This window comes from Rhodococcus sp. C-2 (assembly GCF_027854095.1).
Lineage (GTDB): Bacteria > Actinomycetota > Actinomycetes > Mycobacteriales > Mycobacteriaceae > Rhodococcus_F > Rhodococcus_F qingshengii.
The window spans coordinates 48,076-65,088 of sequence record NZ_JAQGFI010000015.1; the positions used below are offsets into that span (position 1 = coordinate 48,076).

Annotated in this window: 14 protein-coding genes; 9 read left to right on the forward strand and 5 right to left on the reverse strand. The window is 63.4% G+C overall.

Annotated elements, in window-relative coordinates; genetic code table 11:
• Positions 1-23 precede the first annotated feature (23 nt).
• Genes PCS43_RS27585 through PCS43_RS27605 form a run of 5 tightly spaced genes read left to right on the forward strand, consistent with a single transcriptional unit; the run spans position 24 to position 8,410 of the window.
• Complete coding sequence (locus tag PCS43_RS27585; protein ID WP_030537486.1) at positions 24-596, forward strand: NUDIX hydrolase; 573 nt, start codon at positions 24-26, stop codon at positions 594-596.
• On the forward strand, positions 593-2,947 hold the full coding sequence (locus PCS43_RS27590) for a DUF6049 family protein (RefSeq protein WP_058037556.1): 2,355 nt from the start codon (positions 593-595) through the stop codon (positions 2,945-2,947). The genes PCS43_RS27585 and PCS43_RS27590 overlap by 4 nt, the downstream gene beginning before the upstream one ends.
• Entirely contained in the window at positions 2,944-6,966 is a 4,023-nt protein-coding gene (locus PCS43_RS27595; protein ID WP_209910660.1) for a lipid II flippase MurJ, read from the forward strand. The genes PCS43_RS27590 and PCS43_RS27595 overlap by 4 nt, the downstream gene beginning before the upstream one ends.
• A gap of 47 nt (positions 6,967-7,013) precedes the next feature.
• Positions 7,014-7,640, forward strand: a complete 627-nt coding sequence (gene sigM, locus PCS43_RS27600; RefSeq protein WP_007729129.1) for an RNA polymerase sigma factor SigM — start codon at positions 7,014-7,016, stop codon at positions 7,638-7,640.
• Positions 7,641-7,693: 53 nt separating this feature from the next.
• The gene (locus PCS43_RS27605) at positions 7,694-8,410 is read left to right on the forward strand and encodes a hypothetical protein (RefSeq protein WP_042451788.1); all 717 of its coding nucleotides are present in this window, start codon (positions 7,694-7,696) and stop codon (positions 8,408-8,410) included.
• Positions 8,411-8,419: 9 nt separating this feature from the next.
• Here PCS43_RS27605 and PCS43_RS27610 read toward each other — a convergent pair whose 3' ends face one another.
• Positions 8,420-8,986 carry a helix-turn-helix domain-containing protein gene (locus PCS43_RS27610; protein WP_003942539.1) on the reverse strand — a complete coding sequence of 189 codons (567 nt, stop codon included), beginning with the start codon at positions 8,984-8,986 and terminating at the stop codon, positions 8,420-8,422.
• 98 nt (positions 8,987-9,084) lie between these two features.
• On the opposite strand from PCS43_RS27610, the gene nox reads away from it, so the two are divergent.
• The 4 genes from nox (at position 9,085) to PCS43_RS27630 (ending at position 13,116) form a co-directional block, all read left to right on the forward strand.
• Complete coding sequence (gene nox / locus PCS43_RS27615) at positions 9,085-10,296, forward strand: 4,4'-dithiodibutanoate disulfide reductase (protein ID WP_007729131.1); 1,212 nt, start codon at positions 9,085-9,087, stop codon at positions 10,294-10,296.
• Positions 10,297-10,427: 131 nt separating this feature from the next.
• Complete coding sequence (gene trxB, locus PCS43_RS27620) at positions 10,428-11,435, forward strand: thioredoxin-disulfide reductase (protein WP_270923141.1); 1,008 nt, start codon at positions 10,428-10,430, stop codon at positions 11,433-11,435.
• 38 nt (positions 11,436-11,473) lie between these two features.
• Complete coding sequence (gene trxA / locus PCS43_RS27625) at positions 11,474-11,797, forward strand: thioredoxin (protein WP_003942530.1); 324 nt, start codon at positions 11,474-11,476, stop codon at positions 11,795-11,797.
• Positions 11,798-11,925: 128 nt separating this feature from the next.
• Entirely contained in the window at positions 11,926-13,116 is a 1,191-nt protein-coding gene (locus PCS43_RS27630; RefSeq protein ID WP_003942558.1) for an N-acetylmuramoyl-L-alanine amidase, read from the forward strand.
• 20 nt (positions 13,117-13,136) lie between these two features.
• Here the strand turns inward: PCS43_RS27630 and PCS43_RS27635 are convergent, their stop codons facing one another.
• The 4 genes from PCS43_RS27635 to rsmG all read right to left on the reverse strand — a co-directional run bounded on the left by PCS43_RS27635 (position 13,137) and on the right by rsmG (position 16,881).
• On the reverse strand, positions 13,137-13,820 hold the full coding sequence (locus tag PCS43_RS27635; protein WP_007729135.1) for a hypothetical protein: 684 nt from the start codon (positions 13,818-13,820) through the stop codon (positions 13,137-13,139).
• Positions 13,821-14,075: 255 nt separating this feature from the next.
• The gene (locus PCS43_RS27640; protein ID WP_209910663.1) at positions 14,076-15,116 is read right to left on the reverse strand and encodes a ParB/RepB/Spo0J family partition protein; all 1,041 of its coding nucleotides are present in this window, start codon (positions 15,114-15,116) and stop codon (positions 14,076-14,078) included.
• A 1-nt stretch (position 15,117) separates the two neighbouring features.
• Positions 15,118-16,119, reverse strand: coding sequence for a ParA family protein (locus PCS43_RS27645; RefSeq protein ID WP_003942510.1), 1,002 nt, complete (start codon positions 16,117-16,119; stop codon positions 15,118-15,120).
• An 81-nt stretch (positions 16,120-16,200) separates the two neighbouring features.
• Positions 16,201-16,881: a 16S rRNA (guanine(527)-N(7))-methyltransferase RsmG gene (rsmG, locus tag PCS43_RS27650; protein WP_039973059.1), complete on the reverse strand. Its 681-nt coding sequence runs from the start codon at positions 16,879-16,881 to the stop codon at positions 16,201-16,203.
• Between the last annotated feature and the right edge of the window lie 132 nt (positions 16,882-17,013).

The following is a 17,013-nucleotide window of genomic DNA, read 5'->3' on the forward strand; positions in this document are numbered from 1 at the left end:
CAACGCCAACTAGTATCGATGAGGTGTCTGGTGCCGAACGAACAAACAGGAGTCGCCGCAACCCGCGGCGTCGACCTGCCGTCGGCAACCCCGATAAACCTTTGATGCGAACCGTCCGTGAAACTTCTGCGGGCGGCTTGGTCGTCGACGGCTGGGGAGGACCCCCGGAACGCCTCTGCGCTGCACTGATCGGCCGAACCGACCGCCGCGGACGCCTGCTCTGGTCGCTACCGAAGGGCCATATCGAACAAGGTGAGACCGCTGAGCAGACCGCGATGCGTGAGGTCGAAGAAGAAACCGGTATCCAGGGAACCGTCCTGGCACCGCTGGGCAGCATCGACTACTGGTTCGTGACCGAAGGTCGACGCGTCCACAAGACCGTGCACCACTATCTCCTCCGCTTTCTCGGCGGTGAACTCTCCGACGAGGACATCGAGGTCACCGAAGTCGCTTGGGTGCCGCTGACGGAATTGCACTCGCGCCTCGCATACGCCGACGAGCGCAAACTCGCAGAACTCGCGTCCCAGATGATCGCCGAGATGCCGCGAACGGAAATACGGCAAGAACAGCGCCCGAAGGAACCGGACGCCGGATGAGAATGGCACTGCGGCGGGCCGGTGTGGCCGCTCTGGTGATGGCCGCTGTCGGTTTCGGGCCTGCAACGACGGCCGTCGCATGGGCAGCGCCGTCCAGCCAGCCCAGTGAGCGCGCCCCGGCGCGAAACACCAACGATGCCAAATTTCTGCAGCTGACCATCGACTCCACCGCACCGACCACGGTGACGACCACCAGCGACCGCAACGTCGTGGTCAAGGGGACGGTGAAGAACGTCGGTGACCGTCCCGTCGAGGACGTCGGAGTGAGGCTGCAACGCGCTCCCGCGATCGACTCCAGTTCGGACGTGCGCGCAGCACTCGACTTCGACCAGGCCGTTTTCGACACGGTCGGCGAATTCGACACCGTTGCCACCACCCTCGACACCGGCCAGTCCAAGCAGTTCACGCTCACCTTGCCGTTGCGGAGCACTACCGGGTTGTCTCTCGACATCACCGAACCGGGCGTCTACCCGATGCTCGTCAACGTGAACGGCACCCCGGAGTACGGCGGTGCCGCCCGACTCGACGACGCACGCTTCCTGCTCCCCGTCCTCGGTGTGCCGGCCGCAGCCGAATCGAACGCCACAGCCGGAACCCCCAGTTCGTCCGCCACGGCGGTCGTTCCCCCCGACACGTCCGCCCCGATCGGCGTCACGCTCATGTGGCCGCTGGCCGACGCGCCACGACTCGTCGGCGGAATCCCCGGCGCGGTCAACGAGCCCGTACGCCTGATCGACGACGAACTTGCCACCGAACTTTCCGACGGCGGCCGTCTGGACGCGTTGGTCGATGCGGTGGAGAACGCCACCAAGCCCGAGAGCGATACCGATCGCCGCGTCACGGATGCGCTCTGCCTGGCAATCGACCCCGACCTTCTGATCACCGTCGAGAACATGACTCGCGGATACCTCGTGGCCGACAACTCGTCCGACCCCACCGGGCCGTCGCACGAAGGCCGCGGCAGCGACGCCGCCAACCAGTGGCTCGGCCGGGTGAAGACGCTCGCGTCCTCGATGTGCACGACGGCGGTTCCGTTCGCGCAGTCCGATCTCGCCGCGGTCACCTCGGTGGCCAATCCGGAGTTGACGGCTACCGCGCTCACACGGCCGGCGGACATCGTCGACAACATCCTCGGCGTGACCTCACTGCGAGATTTCGTCTGGCCGGATTCGGGTGTCCTCGACTCGGCCACCGCAGAGGTGCTGAGCGTGAATCCCACCACAGCGATGGTGGCTGACACTTCCGTCGACTCGGCAGCTCCGCAGCTGTCGTCGCGGATAACCGGCTCACTCGACGCGCTTGCCTTCGACACCTCGGCGGCAGCGGCGCTGGCCGCCACCGGCTCGGAGCCGCAGGTCCCGTCGTACATCCCCGACGACACCGCGCCGACCATCGACATCGAATCGCGCAGCGCCCGACGTCAGGACGCGCTGGGGGCGATGGCCTGGGCCGCGCTGACGCCGACGTCGCTGCCGCGCAATCAGATCTTCGCGCCGCCGCAACTGTGGACCGCCGACAGCAACGACGCCACGGCGGTGCTCTCGATGCTCGCGACCCTCATCCGGTCCGGGCTCGCCTCACCTCAGGCCCTGCCGGCACTGCTCGGCAGGCAACCGGGCGCGACGGACGCCGCCACGCTCGACTACCCGGACCGGGCTACCCAGGACGGTCCGCAAACGTCCGTCGTCGAGACCGCAACCACCCAACTTCCGCGTATCGACGGGCTCGAAGCTTCGCTCGTGGACGATCCGGCGGCTTCGCTCACCCCCCGGGGATTCACGGCGCCGCTCCGCGAAGATCTGCTCCGCTCGATGACCTTGGCCGATCGCCGCAACGTCGACTCCGCTTCGGTCAATCGGGCGGAGCGCGCTGCGACCATCCGCGCCGACAACGTCACCGAAGCCGTCGACGGGATGTACCGGGCCGTCAGTGTGGTGTCTCCGGGCGGCGTCTACACCCTCGCGTCGGGGCAGAGTCCGCTCCTGCTGGTGGCGCGCAACGAGCTGCCCATCGCCATCAACGTCGACCTGCGTGTGGAAGCCCCACCCGAGATGCAGATCAGTGACATCGGTCCCAAACAGCTTCCGCCGCGAGGTAGCCGACAGTTGACTGTGCCCGCGGAAATGAACGATTCTCGCAAGCTGGAAGTCAACTTCTCGCTGACCACGACAGATGGCCGCCAATTGGGTACGCCGACCAGCGTGACCGTACGGTCGAATGCGTACGGTCGTCCCCTGGCCGCCGTGACGGCGACAGCGGGAGGGTTGCTGCTGTTCCTGGCAGGGCGACGGCTGTGGCATCGATTCAAGGGTCAGCCGGACCCAGCAGATGAAGGGTACGAACGCTCATGACCGGGAATCCACCCGAGGAGGGTCGCCGCTCGGCGATCACCCGCAAGAGTGCCACGACCCGCTCGCATCCTCGGATGCCACCGTGGGAGCGCGGTTACCCGATCCAGCCGGTCAACCCGGACGCACGTTTCGACGACGCACCCACCATGACCATCCCGGTGATCCGCGACTACCCCCGGTACCGCGAAGCCGAGATGGAGTTTGCCGACCGGGCGACGACCACGTCGGACGAGTTCGACACCGACGCCCATGTCCAGGTCGGGGAACGCAAGGAGACGAACTCTCGACTCCTCGCGGCAACGGGTTCCATCGCGATCGCGACGCTGACGAGCCGTATCACGGGATTCGCCAAGCAGTTGATGATCCTGATGGTCCTCGGCCCGGCCATCGCCAGTTCATTCACCGTGGCCAGCCAGATTCCGAACATGATCGCGGAACTGGTTCTGGGCGCCGTGCTGACCGCCATCGTCGTCCCCGTGTTGGTTCGCGCCGAGCGGGAGGACGCCGATCACGGCGAAGCGTTTGTCCGACGCCTCTTCACGGCGTCGCTCGTTCTACTCGGCATGGCCGCGCTGCTCGCGACCCTGGCAGCACCCGTACTCACCAAATACGTCTTCCTGTCCGAAGACGGCAAGGTCAGCACCGACCTGACCACGGCGCTGTCTTATCTGCTTCTGCCGGCAATCCTGTTCTACGGGCTGTCGGCGCTGTTCACAGCGTTTCTGAACACCAGACAGATCTTCAAGCCCGGAGCCTGGGCTCCCGTACTCAACAATGTCGTCGTCCTCGTGGTGCTCGTGGTCTATCGCCTGACTCCGGGTGAGATCTCGCTTGATCCGGTCTCGATTGGCGATGCAAAGCTGCTCACCCTCGGCATCGGCATCACCATCGGCGTCATCGTGCAGGCAGCCAGCCTGATCCCCGCGCTTCGCCGCGAGAAGATCTCGCTCAAGCCGCTGTGGGGTCTCGACGACCGCCTGCGCCAGTTCGGCGGCATGGCCGTCGCCATCGTCTTGTACGTCCTGATCAGCCAGATGGGCATGATCTTCGCGACCAAGATCTCCTCCCACGCCGACGAAGCCGGCCCTGCCATCTACAGCCAGGCCTGGTTGCTCCTGCAGCTCCCGTACGGCGTGCTCGGAGTGACGGTTCTGACGGCGATCATGCCGCGCCTGAGCCGCAACGCTGCTGCCGACGACACCCCGGCCGTCGTGGACGATCTTTCGGTCGCAACGCGTCTGACCATGATCACGCTGGTTCCGATCATCATGTTCCTGACCTTCATGGGTCCGCAGGTCGGTGAAGCGCTCTACGGTTACGGCCGCTTCGGACCCGAACAGGCCGAACGACTCGGCACCGCCGTGAGCTGGTCGGCATTCACGTTGATTCCGTACGCGCTGGTCCTGATCCAACTTCGTGTGTTCTACGCCCGCGAACAAGCCTGGACGCCGACGTGGATCGTTCTCGGCATCACTGCAGTGAAAATCGCTTTCTCGGCGCTCGCTCCGGTCTTCGCATCCAACAGCGATCAGGTCGTGATCCTGCTCGGTGCGGCCAACGGTCTCGGATACATCACCGGCGCCGTCATCGGCGGGTACCTCCTGCACCGCAGCCTCGGAAACCTGCAGATGGCCAACGTGGGCAAGACAGTCTGGTCCGTCGTACTCGCCTCGCTGGCCGGGTCGTTGACCATGCTCGCGGTCGACCGGGTCCTCGGATTCGATCAACTCACCGAGCGTTTCGGCGGACCTGGCTCGATGGTTCGCGTCGCCGTCGGCGGCATCCTGATGCTCGCGATCACCTTCACGATTCTCTACTTCAAGAAGGTTCCGGAAGTCCTGTCGGTAACGGTTGCGGTCTCCCGCAAGATTCGTTCACTGACAGGTCGCGCCGAACCGGACACACGTAACAACACCGACGACGACGTCACCGAGCTAATTCCTGCAATCAGAACGGAATCAAACGAGCAAGAACGACCGGGTGCGCTCCCGTACCCTGGTCGTGGGCGTACAGGATCGCAACCCGCGCGTATTCGGGGACGGGCTATCGATGGAGAAGGAGCGAGGGTGAGCGACGACAACGTTTCCGGCAACAAGAGTGCCGGGACTTCTGCCGTGAAAGCGTCCGAACAGAAGTCAACGGCATCGTCGGGCACACCTGCATCCACGAGTTCCTCCGCATCTGCCGGCCAGAAGCCACAGCAGGGTCAGAAGCCACAGCAGCCCGCACAGCGACCGCAGCAGGGCCAAAGCCCGCAGGGTCAGAAGCCGCAGCCGCCGGTGCAGAAGGCCGCTCCGCCGGTACCTCCGGTCAGTGTGTCCAAGACACCTTCGGCGCCCGTGTCGAAGACACCTTCAGTGCCTGTCTCGAAGACACCCGCGCCGAAGACGCCTGCTCCGGACAAGAAGGCACCCGAATCTCAGAAGACGGCTGCCGCTCAGACACCACCGCCCGCTGCACCTCGCACACCTTCCGCCGGATCCGCATCACGACCGGCCCAGCGACCGATGCCACGTGGACCGAAGCTCATCCCGGGCGCATCTGTCGCCGGCGGACGCTACCGTCTGCTCGCGCCGCACGGCGGAACCCGCGGACTGCAGTTCTGGGAAGCTCTCGACGTCAAGCTCGACCGTGAAGTAGCCCTGACGTTCGTCGACGCCGATCAGCGCGGTGACGACGACAGCCAGTCCGGACCGCAGGCAGTTCTCTCACGCACTCTGCGCCTGGGACGAATCAACTCGCCCGGTCTGGCTCGCGTCCTCGACGTCGTCCGCGGAAGCTCGGGCGGCATCGTCGTCGCCGAATGGACTCCCGGCCGCTCGCTGCGTGAGATGGCCGAGACGACGCCGTCGCCGATCGGTGCAGCCCGCGCCATCCGCGCCCTCGCGGCGGCTGCCGAAGCTGCTCACCGCACCGGCGGTGCGCTGTCCATCGATCACCCGGACCGCGTTCGCATCAGCATCAACGGTGACGCCGTACTGGCGTTCCCGGCGACGCTTGCCGACGCCGATTCCACCAGCGACGTCCGCGGTCTCGGCGCCATGCTGTACTCGCTCATCACGGCGCGCTGGCCGCTCGCCGATCCGTCCGCCGGTCCCGTCGGTGGTTTGCTTCCCGCCGGTCGCGGCGCCGACGGGAACATCGTCGAGCCTCGGGTCGTCCGTCCGGAGGTTCCGTTCGACATCTCGGCCGTTGCGGTTCGAGCGTTGCAGTCGGAGAGTGGAATCCGCACTGCTGCCACCGTGCAGCACATCCTCGATCAGGCGTCCGTCGTCAACGACAAGACGGAAATGATTCCGGCACTTCGTCTCGGCCACCGCGAACAGGGTGCGTCGGGTCATGCACTGAACGACCCCGAAGCCATCGAGGCCGAGAAGAAGAAGTCGACGCGGATGCTCGCGGCACTGACGGCGCTCGGTGTCTTCACCGTGATCGTCCTGATTCTCCTTGTGGTGTGGGTAGCGAGCTTCCTCTCGGGTGGCAGTAACGACACCCCGCTCAGCGAGCAGAGTTTCGGACTGACCACCGAAGCCACTGCGCCCGAGAACAATTCACCGGCGCCCGCACCGGCGGCAGCAACCGTTCCGGTAGCTTCCTCGGCCGTAACGGTGTTCTCACCCCAGGGAACGCCGGATCAGCCGGCAACAGCGAAGAACGCCATCGACGGCAATCCGGCCACCGCATGGTCGTCGGACTCGTACTTCCAGCCCTTCCCGTCCCTGAAGAACGGCGTCGGCCTGATGGTGACGCTTGCCGATGCCGCCAACCTGAAGAACGTTGCGATCACGTCTGATTCGCCGGGAACCGTCGTTGAAATCCGTTCTGCCCCTTCTGCGAATACTTCGCTGGATCAGACCAAGGAAATCGGATCGGGTGTCCTGAAGAACGGCGTGACCGACATTCCAGTCACGTCGGACGGCTCGGGTCAGTATGTCCTGGTTTGGATTACGCAGCTCAGCACCGAATCCGGACAAAACCAGACATCCATCTCGGAGATTGCATTCACTGCTGCAAAGTGATCGCCCTTGGCCCTTCTGAAACCTACCGACTGGGCTAATATCCGCCCGTGCACAGTTATCGGGGGGGCACCGGGGGCGGAGCCGGAAAATTCGAATCCAGAAGTTTCGAGAACAAGAATCTCGAGGCGACAGATTTCGAATTGTTGACTGCTCATGTCGAGGGCGATCGGCATGCGTTCCGTGAACTACTGACCAGGCATCAGGATCATCTATGGCACGTTGCCCGGCGTACGAGCTACTCGGACGAGGATGCGGCAGACGCTCTCCAGGAGGGTCTGCTGTCCGCGCATCGCAAGGCGGCGAAGTTCCGCGGCGACGCGGCGGTGCGTAGTTGGCTCCACACCATCGTGGTCAATGCCTGCCTCGACCGGATCCGACGCAACAAATCACGGGCGGCGTTCTCTCTGTCTTCGGAGAACGCGGAGGAACCCCGCGATCACCGCGACTATGCGGCGACAGTGGACATGAGCCTGACCGTCGAACAGGCACTGGCATCGCTGCCGCCTGAGCAGCGTGCTGCCGTCGTCGCCGTCGATGTCGAGGGGTATCCGGTAGCCGAGGCCGCCGAGAGGTTGGGAGTGCCCGTAGGGACCGTGAAGAGTCGCTGCGCCCGCGCGCGCAAGCGTCTTGCCGCCCAGTTGGAGGACTTTCGCGAAGGCGGGAACCATTCGTGAACCGGCCGCGTCCTATCTTGTAAGGGTCCGCATCGACTGCCGAGGGAGGGTTCATGACAGATCCGTCTGTTCGCGTTCCGTCGCCTCCGTTTTCAGAAGACCTACTCGCAGATCTTCACGCCGGGGTTCTCGATTCCGAAACCAGTGCGGCTCTGTGGCCGGTGGTACGCGCAGATCCTGACGCCCATGCATTTGTCACCGCCCTTGACGGCGTCACGGCATCACTCGCGACACTGAACTCGAGCAAGGCCACTCACGAACGGATTCCGAATTCGCTTGCCGAGCGAATCAATTCGGCACTGGATCGACAGTCAGAACAGCTGGAGCCGCCAGCTGAGGCAGCTGTCGTGCCGTTCCGGCGGCGCCCACAAGCGTGGGTTCTCGGTGCCGCAGCAGCCGTGTTGGCGGCCTTCGTGATCGTTGTTATCGGAACCCGAGATTCCGAACCCGCCGAAAGTGTTGTCGCTCAACCGAGCACACCGGCGACGTCTGCTGTCGACGATCCGGATTCGGCGTCTCTGCTCTCACTCGTCGGATCCAAAAACCTTGGACCACTGGATGATCCATCCAAACTTGCCGGATGCCTACGCGCCAACGGCATCGACGAGGGCCGGCCTTTGCTCGGTTCCGGCGAGATTCGCATCGACGGGGCGCCGGCGATAGTCCTACTCTTCACGGGATCGCAGCCGCGTCAGATCACTGCACTGACTGTCGGCATCAACTGCAGCGACGGGAATCCGAATACGTTGTCGGTCAAGAACATCGGCTGACGTCGACGGTCAGCGCGGCGATGCCGCCGGGAGTAAGAGCTCGAGGATTCTTTCGCGTAGCGCATCTGTATCGTCCTCGACCGCTATCAGACTCGAAAACATCGCTGCCCCGGCCGCCAGAACCAGCACGGCCTTGGCATCGAGCAGTGCCGATTCAGGATCTTCGGCGTTCTGAAGGAACAGTTGCGTACTCGGTCCACTGAACCCGCGCCACAATTCGTTGCGCAGGTCGTCGTGGTCGCGCAGGGCCGCCAGCAATCCTGGCGACGCGGCGCGAACCTCGGGACGGGAGAAGAGCTGAGCACTTCCCTCCACCACCCAACGGATCCAGCCGTCGCGATCGGTGCCCTCGAACGGTGTCAGGTCCGGTGTCGCCCCCAGGATCGACCCGAGAACAAGATGTGCCTTCGACGGCCATCGCCGCGACATCGAGGCTCGGCTGACTCCTGCCCGTGCCGCGATCGCCCGGAGACTGAGTTGATCCCAACCGACCTCGAGGAGCATCGCTCGGGTGACCTCGAGGACTGTGTCGTCGATGCGTGGGTCTCGTGGGCGACCTGATCCTGTGGCATTCATCGTGTCGAATTGTCGGACAGATTGGGAGTAGGCGCTATATCGTCGTAGTTACGAGTCCACTGGCATCGTAAAGATCAGGCCGCCGCAGGAAGTTGAAAATGACCACAGCGCCCACACCGTCGATATTCGAACCCGCACGTCTCGGCCCTCTGACCTTGCGCAACCGCATCGTCAAAGCTGCAACGTTCGAGGGCGTCATGCCCCGGGGAGCGGTCTCGGACGATCTGATCAACTTCCACGCCGAGGTGGCCCGCGGCGGGGCCGCGATGACCACTGTCGCCTACTGCGCCGTCTCACCAGGTGGACGAGTCCACCGCGACACCCTTGTCATGGACGAGCGCGCGCTGCCGGGACTACGCAGACTGACCGACGCCGTCCACGCCGAAGGCGCACTTGCTGCGGCGCAGATCGGCCACGCGGGACTGGTCGCCAACACGCTCTCCAACAAGACGAAGACTCTGGCGCCGTCGACCCGGCTGAGTCCGCCCGCGATGGGCCTCGTCAAGGGCGCGACACTCGCCGAACTCGACGGTGTCGTCTCCGACTTCGAACGGACCGCTCGCGTCGCCGTGGACGCAGGATTCGACGCCATCGAGGTCCATCTCGGCCACAACTACCTCCTCAGTTCGTTCATGAGCCCCAATCTGAACAAGCGCCACGATCGATACGGTGGCAGCGTCGCCAAGCGCGCCGAGTATCCGCGTCGAGTCGTCGAAGCGGTGCGACGCGCCGCTGGATCCAGCGTGGCGGTCACCGCGAAATTCAACATGTCCGATGGGGTGCCGAAAGGTCTGTGGCTCGACCAGAGCCTGCCGATCGCCCAGATCCTCGAAGCCGACGGCCATCTGGACGCGATGCAATTGACCGGTGGCAGTTCACTTCTCAACGGAATGTACTTCTTCCGCGGTGAGGTCCCACTGGCTGAGTTTGTCGCCTCCCAACCCAAACTCGTCGGGTACGGGCTGAAGTTCTACGGTCCCAAACTCTTTCCGACGTACCCGTTCGAGGAGGGCTTCTTCCTGCCCTTCGCCCGTCAGTTCCGACAGGCGCTGAGGATGCCACTGATCCTGCTCGGCGGCATCAACCGCGTCGACACCATCGAGCACGCACTGGATGAAGGATTCGAATTCGTCGCCATGGCGCGTGCGCTCCTCAGGGACCCACAACTGGTCAACAAATTCCAAGCCGAGAGCGTCGACGAGGGGTTGTGTATCCACTGCAACAAGTGCATGCCCACCATCTACACCGGCACGCGCTGTGTGGTTCGGGACGCGCTTGTGGTTCGGGAGGCACCGCGCCCCGCCCCGTGAGTCCCGCGCTGTGAGCTGCCGGCTGTGAGCCACTTTCCAGCGGAGTGCGGGAACAACACCCCTTATCCTGGTGTTGATCGGTACGGCTCTCCAAGAAGCGGAGGGTCTGCACTCACTATTGGAAGGCTCGCATGACCACCCAGCTGGAAAACACGCCCGCGGTCCATGACGTCATCATTGTCGGTTCCGGACCGGCCGGATACACCGCTGGTGTCTACACCGCGCGCGCTGAGCTCGCGCCCCTGCTCTTCGAGGGAACCCAGTTCGGTGGCGCCCTCATGACCACCACCGAGGTCGAGAACTTCCCCGGATTCCGCGAAGGAATCATGGGCCCCGATCTGATGGAACAGATGCGCGAGCAGGCACTGCGCTTCGACACCGACATCCGCACCGAGGACGTCGAAGAGATCGATCTCAGCGGCCCGATCAAGACGGTCGTCGCGAACGGCGAAACCTACGCCGCGCACGCGATCATCCTCGCCATGGGCGCAGCAGCCCGCTACCTCGGCATTCCCGGTGAAGAACGCCTCCTCGGCCGCGGCGTCAGCGCCTGCGCCACCTGCGACGGCTTCTTCTTCCGTGACCAGGACATCGTCGTGGTCGGCGGCGGCGACTCCGCGATGGAAGAAGCAACCTTCCTCACCCGCTTCGCTCGCTCGGTCACCCTGGTGCACCGCCGCGAGGAATTCCGCGCCTCACGGATCATGCTCGAGCGCGCCAAGGCCAACGAGAAGATCCGCTTCCTGACCAACGCAGAGCCCGTCGAGGTCCTCGGCGAGAACAGCGTCACCGGCCTCGTCGTGCGCGACACCGTCACCGGCGAAACTTCCACACTCGAGATCACCGGCATGTTCGTCGCCATCGGCCACGACCCGCGCAGTGAGCTCGTCAAGGACCAGGTCGATCTCGACGACGCCGGATACGTGCGCGTCGCTCCCGGTTCCACCGCGACCTCCGTCGACGGCGTCTTCGCTGCCGGTGACCTGGTCGATCACACGTACCGTCAGGCGATCACCGCTGCCGGCACCGGATGCTCCGCAGCAATCGACGCCGAACGCTGGCTGGCCGACCGCGGCGACATCACCGCCAACACGCTCGACGCAGCCGGCCACACGGTCGACGTCGTCGGCGCTCCCTGATTCACCAAGCTGTCGAACCCAACCCTCGAGGAGTAACAGTGTCGAATACCGTCACCATCACCGACGATTCCTTCAAGCAGGACGTCCTGGGCAGCGACAAGCCCGTTCTGGTCGATTTCTGGGCAACCTGGTGCGGCCCGTGCAAGATGGTCGCCCCGGTACTCGAGGAGATCGCCGGCGAGAACAGCGAGAAGCTGACCGTCGCAAAGCTCGACATCGACGCCAACCCGGCGGCCGCCCGCGATTTCCAGGTCATGTCGATCCCGACGATGATCCTGTTCAAGGACGGCAAGCCGATCAAGACGATCGTCGGCGCCAAGGGCAAGGCCGCACTGCTCAAGGACCTCGCAGACGTTCTCTGACGGCTGGATGAGCATCGTGGATTCTCGCAATCCACAGAATTTCTGAGATAATCGATCGATGTGCCTGATCGGGTCTACGACCAGGCACATCGATCGAATTCGTTAACCGATCCGAGAGGCTTTCACGCATGCACAGACTCCGACACGGCGATCACGGCCCGGCCGTCGCCGAGATTCGGGGCACATTGACGAAGCTGGGATACCTCCATCACGGAACTTCCGGTATTCGACGTGAAAGCGCCGACGGTGCCCACTGGGTTGCACCCGACGCCATCTTCGATCATCAACTCGACAGCGCCGTTCGCGCCTTCCAGCAGCAGCGTGGGCTCCTTGTCGACGGCATCGTGGGCCCGGCCACCTATCGGTCACTTCGCGAGGCCTCGTACCGCCTGGGCGCCCGTACGTTGATTTACCAGCTTTCTGCGCCGCTGTACGGCGACGACGTCGCAGCTCTGCAGGCCAAATTGCAGGACCTCGGCTTCTACGCAGGTCGGGTCGACGGTTTCTTCGGCCCGCAGACCCACGAATCTCTCTCGTCTTTCCAGCGTGAAATCGGGATTGCCGCCGACGGTATCTGCGGACCGCAGACACTCCGTTCGCTGGAACTTCTGGGAACCCGCGTCACCGGTGGTTCCCCACATGCGATCAGCGAAGAGGAACTGGTGCGGCGCAAGGGCCCGCAACTGGGCGGCAAGCGCATCGTCATCGATCCAGGCCTCGGTGGTCCGTCCACCGGCACTATCGTCAACGGCATCTCCGAAGCCGACATCCTGTGGGATCTGGCTATGCGCCTCGAGGGGCGGATGGCAGCAACCGGGATGGAAACCTTCCTCTCCCGCCCGCACAACGCCGATCCGAGCGAGGCCGAGCGCGCGCTGACGTCCAACGCATTCGACGCCGATCTGATGATCTCCCTGCGCTGCGACAGCAACTCGAGCCCGTCGGCGAACGGCGTCGCGAGCTTCCACTTCGGAAATTCGCACGGTTCGGTCTCGATGATCGGGCAGGTGTTGACCGGTTTCGTTCAGCGCGAGATCGTTGCGCGAACTCCGTTGCGGGACTGCAGAACTCACGGTCGAACGTGGGAGTTGTTGCGCCTGACCAACATGCCGACGGTACAGATCGATCTCGGCTACCTGTCCAACGCGTCCGACGTTGCGGTACTGACGAATCCGCGGATGCGTGACACCATCGCCGAAGCCATCTTGATCTCGGTCAAGCGGCTGTACCTGCTGGGTCAAGACGATCAGCCGACCGGCACCTTCACCTTCGCCGAGCTTCTCGCAGAAGAACTTTCGGTAGCCGACCGCATTTCGTAGATCCTGCGGTCGGCACCTGCTCACACTCTGGCGAGTTCGCTGATCTCCACCATTTCGAGAGCTGCGGCCTTCAATAGACGGTCGAGGGCTTCTTCGACGTCGACTTTCCATTCGTGATCTCGATTGAGTTCGAGACGAAGGCGCGGATAACGATGGTGCGGTGCCACGACCTCGAAACCGTAATCCTCGAGGAACTCGGCACTGATCATGCATTCCGCGGGTGAACATTCCAGAGCAGCCGTTGCACTGGCCACGTCGGAAGCAGGTCCCAAGTCGTCGCTACGGATACCGAATGCCTCGAGCGCACGAACTCCTCGTCGGACCAGATCTGTCACGACAGCGGCCAGCAGGCTCGGCCCTAGTTCTTCCTCTATGCCCGAGGGCTCGAGGCGAAGGCTTGTGAGAAGCACTGCGTCCGAGCTGACCGGGCTGGTGGGAAACAGTTGCGCGCGCGGGATCATGCGGGGAGGGGCGTACAACGCACTGCCGAGCGGCTTTCCGTCGCGGACGGCGACCTGTCCGCACGAACCCCACTCGAGCATGACCATCGACAGCCAGGCTTCCTTCTCGAATTCCTGATCACAGAATCCTCGGGCGTCATGAAGCGCGCCCGGGTCCATCTCCCAGAACACGCATCGGCGCGCATGGGCGGAAAGCTGATCGAGGCTGTCGAGTGTGAGAGAGGTGATGACGTGAGTCGACACTGACTAACTCACTCTCCGTAGGTCCCCGAAGCGGTTTTGATGTTCGCCCGCCGCTTTTTTCTTCTCCAGGATAGGCCAGCTGTACCGAGTCGGCAGTGGCGCGAGAGTTGATCGCTCTAATGTATTGCTGTTCAACATCTTTCGTCCCGGTTCAAGATTTCGAGAAGGTCGGACCACCTAAATTCGTCACAGTGACGAAAATAGGTGGTGTGACCGGTCATCGTCATTACGTCACCAAACGGGCATCCGAGTTCACTACGTCGATTTCTGCGCTTCCATCATTCCGACGATGCGTTGTAGGTCGTCGACCGAGCCGAATTCGACCACAATCTTTCCCTTCCGCTTGCCCAGACTGACAGTCACCCGAGTGTCGAACGAGTCCGACAACCGCTCGGCCACATCCTGCAGACCCGGCATCACGATGGGCTTGCGCTTCTGTGGGGGAGCGATCTCATTATCCGCCCGGTTGGCCAGAGTGACTGCTTCCTCCGTCGCGCGAACAGACATTCCTTCCGCGACGATGCGCGCCGCCATGACCTCCTGAGCGTCGGCACCCGCCTCGAGGGACAGCAGTGCGCGAGCATGGCCGGCCGAAAGTACACCGGCCGCAACGCGACGCTGAACCGCCACCGGCAGCTTCAGCAGACGAATCATGTTGGTCACGACGGGACGCGAACGTCCGATCCGATTGGCCAATTCTTCGTGGGTGACTTCGAACTCCTCGAGCAGCTGCTGATACGCCGCTGCCTCCTCGAGGGGGTTCAACTGCACTCGATGGATGTTCTCGAGGAGCGCGTCGCGCAGCATCGAGTCGTCATCTGTTTCACGAATGATCGCCGGAATCTTCTCCAGCCCGGCTTCCTGGCTCGCGCGCCAGCGACGCTCACCCATGACAAGTTGGTACTTGTCACCGTGACGACGGACCACGATCGGCTGCATCAAGCCGAACTCGCGGATCGAGTGAACCAACTCCGCGAGTGCTTCCTCGTCGAAAACGCTGCGAGGCTGCTTCGGGTTCGTCTCGATCAGGCTCGGTTCGATCTCGAGATAGACCGCGCCGGTCGGCTCGAGTTCGGTCTCCGGCTCAGCTTCCACCGGAGCCTTCGCAGCCGACGCCTTGGTGGCTTTCGGCGTTTTCGGGGCCGCTTCGGTCGGTGGGGGAGGGGAGGGGTTGCGCTTGTCGACGCCGATTACGACGTCCGCTGCAGCCGATCCCAGACCCGGCGCCGTGGCCGGCCCAGTGGGGATGAGAGCAGCCAAGCCGCGGCCCAATCCACCTTTGCGTGCTTGACTCATCTCACTGCTCCTGGGTCGTCGTGGTGGCAGAGCGGGCGGCAAGTTCACGGCCGGCGTCGAGGTAACTCATGGCGCCACGTGAACCCGGGTCGTAGTCGAGAACTGTCATCCCGTATCCAGGAGCCTCGGACACCTTCACGCTGCGCGGAATCACAGCGCGCAGAACGGCCTCACCGAAGTGCTTGCGTACTTCTTCGGCGACCTGGTCGGCCAGCTTGGTGCGCCCGTCGTACATCGTCAGAAGGACGGTGGAGACATGCAGATCCGGGTTGAGATGAGCCTGGACGAGTTCGATGTTGCGGAGCAACTGACCGACCCCCTCGAGGGCGTAGTACTCGCACTGGATCGGGATCAGAACTTCCTTGGCAGCGACCATCGCGTTGACGGTCAGCAGTCCCAGCGAGGGCGGGCAGTCGATGAGGACGAAGTCGACGTCAAGCTCTGCGAGCACCTTGTCGTTGAGCGCGCCTTTGAGTCGATTCTCGCGGGCAACCATGGAGACCAATTCGATCTCGGCGCCCGCCAGATCGATCGTTGCCGGAATGCAGAGAAGGCGCTCACTGTGCGGGCTGGTCTGGATCGCCTCCGGGGCCTTCACTTCGCCTATGAGCAGCTCGTAGCTCGACGGGGTGCCCGAGGTATGGACGACGCCCAGAGCGGTGCTGGCGTTGCCCTGAGGGTCCAAATCGACCACAAGGACAGTGAGCCCTTGAAGAGCGAGCGCCGACGCAAGGTTCACCGTGGTCGTCGTCTTGCCGACGCCACCCTTCTGGTTCGCGATGGTGATCACGCGGCGGAACGCCGGCTTCGGCAGCGTCACCGAATGGGGATGAAGCACTTGGCTCGCTCGATGCGCGGCCGCCCCGATGGGGGTCTCCTCCGAGGAGATCGCCGCGTAGGGGGCGGTGAAATTGTCGTCGTCGTTGACGATCTGATCCGCACCCGCACTCGTGTGCTGCTTCGGTGTTTCACGTGAAACGGCGGATTCAGATCGACCCGACATTGACTGCTCCTTCGATTGGGAATCGATCACTAGGTGCTCTCATCATCTGTACATTGCTCTCGATTGCATGCGTGTAAATCATCAACGCTGGCGGCGCTTCGGGAGACGTTCGGCCTTCACCACAACAGTGGGGGTGCGGAGAATCTTGGCTCCGCATTCGAGTATTTCCAACTTACCTGCGCCCAACTTGGTGAGCGCCGTACGGTCTCGCTCGATCTCCTCGGAGGCGCTCGAACCCTTGAGTGCCAACATCCGGCCGTGCTCGTGAATGAGTGGGAGGGACCAACGTGCGAGCTTCTCGAGAGGCGCCACAGCTCGCGAGGTGACTACATCCGCGCCGCCCGCTTCCTTCACAACACCCGATTCCTCGGCTCGCCCTCGGACAACCAAGACGTCCAATCCGTTGGACTCGATGAACTCCGCGAGGTACACCGAGCGTCGAAGCAACGGTTCGACCAGAGTCACCTTCAAGTCCGGGCGGGCGATTGCGAGAGGGATACCGGGTAGGCCGGCGCCGCTTCCAACGTCCACAACCGACTCGCCTTCGGCAATCAACTCACCGATGACGGCGCAATTGAGAAGGTGACGCTCCCACAGTCGAGGGACTTCACGGGGACCAATGAGCCCGCGCTCGACACCATCCGTCGCCAGGGATTGGTAATACCGTTCCGCGATCTCATATCTGTCACCGAACACTGCGCGCGCAGTCTCTTGTTCGTCCCAGTCAACCGACGCCGCACCATTCTGTTCCACGTGAAACATCCTCCCGCGTAAACCGCGAAATCAACAATCAAGACCGAAATCATTATCCGCTCTGGAGCCGACATGTGTTCGCTTCTGCACACCGACTCGCTGTGAGTCTGCCGACTCGCTCATTCTTTGGGAAGTATTCGG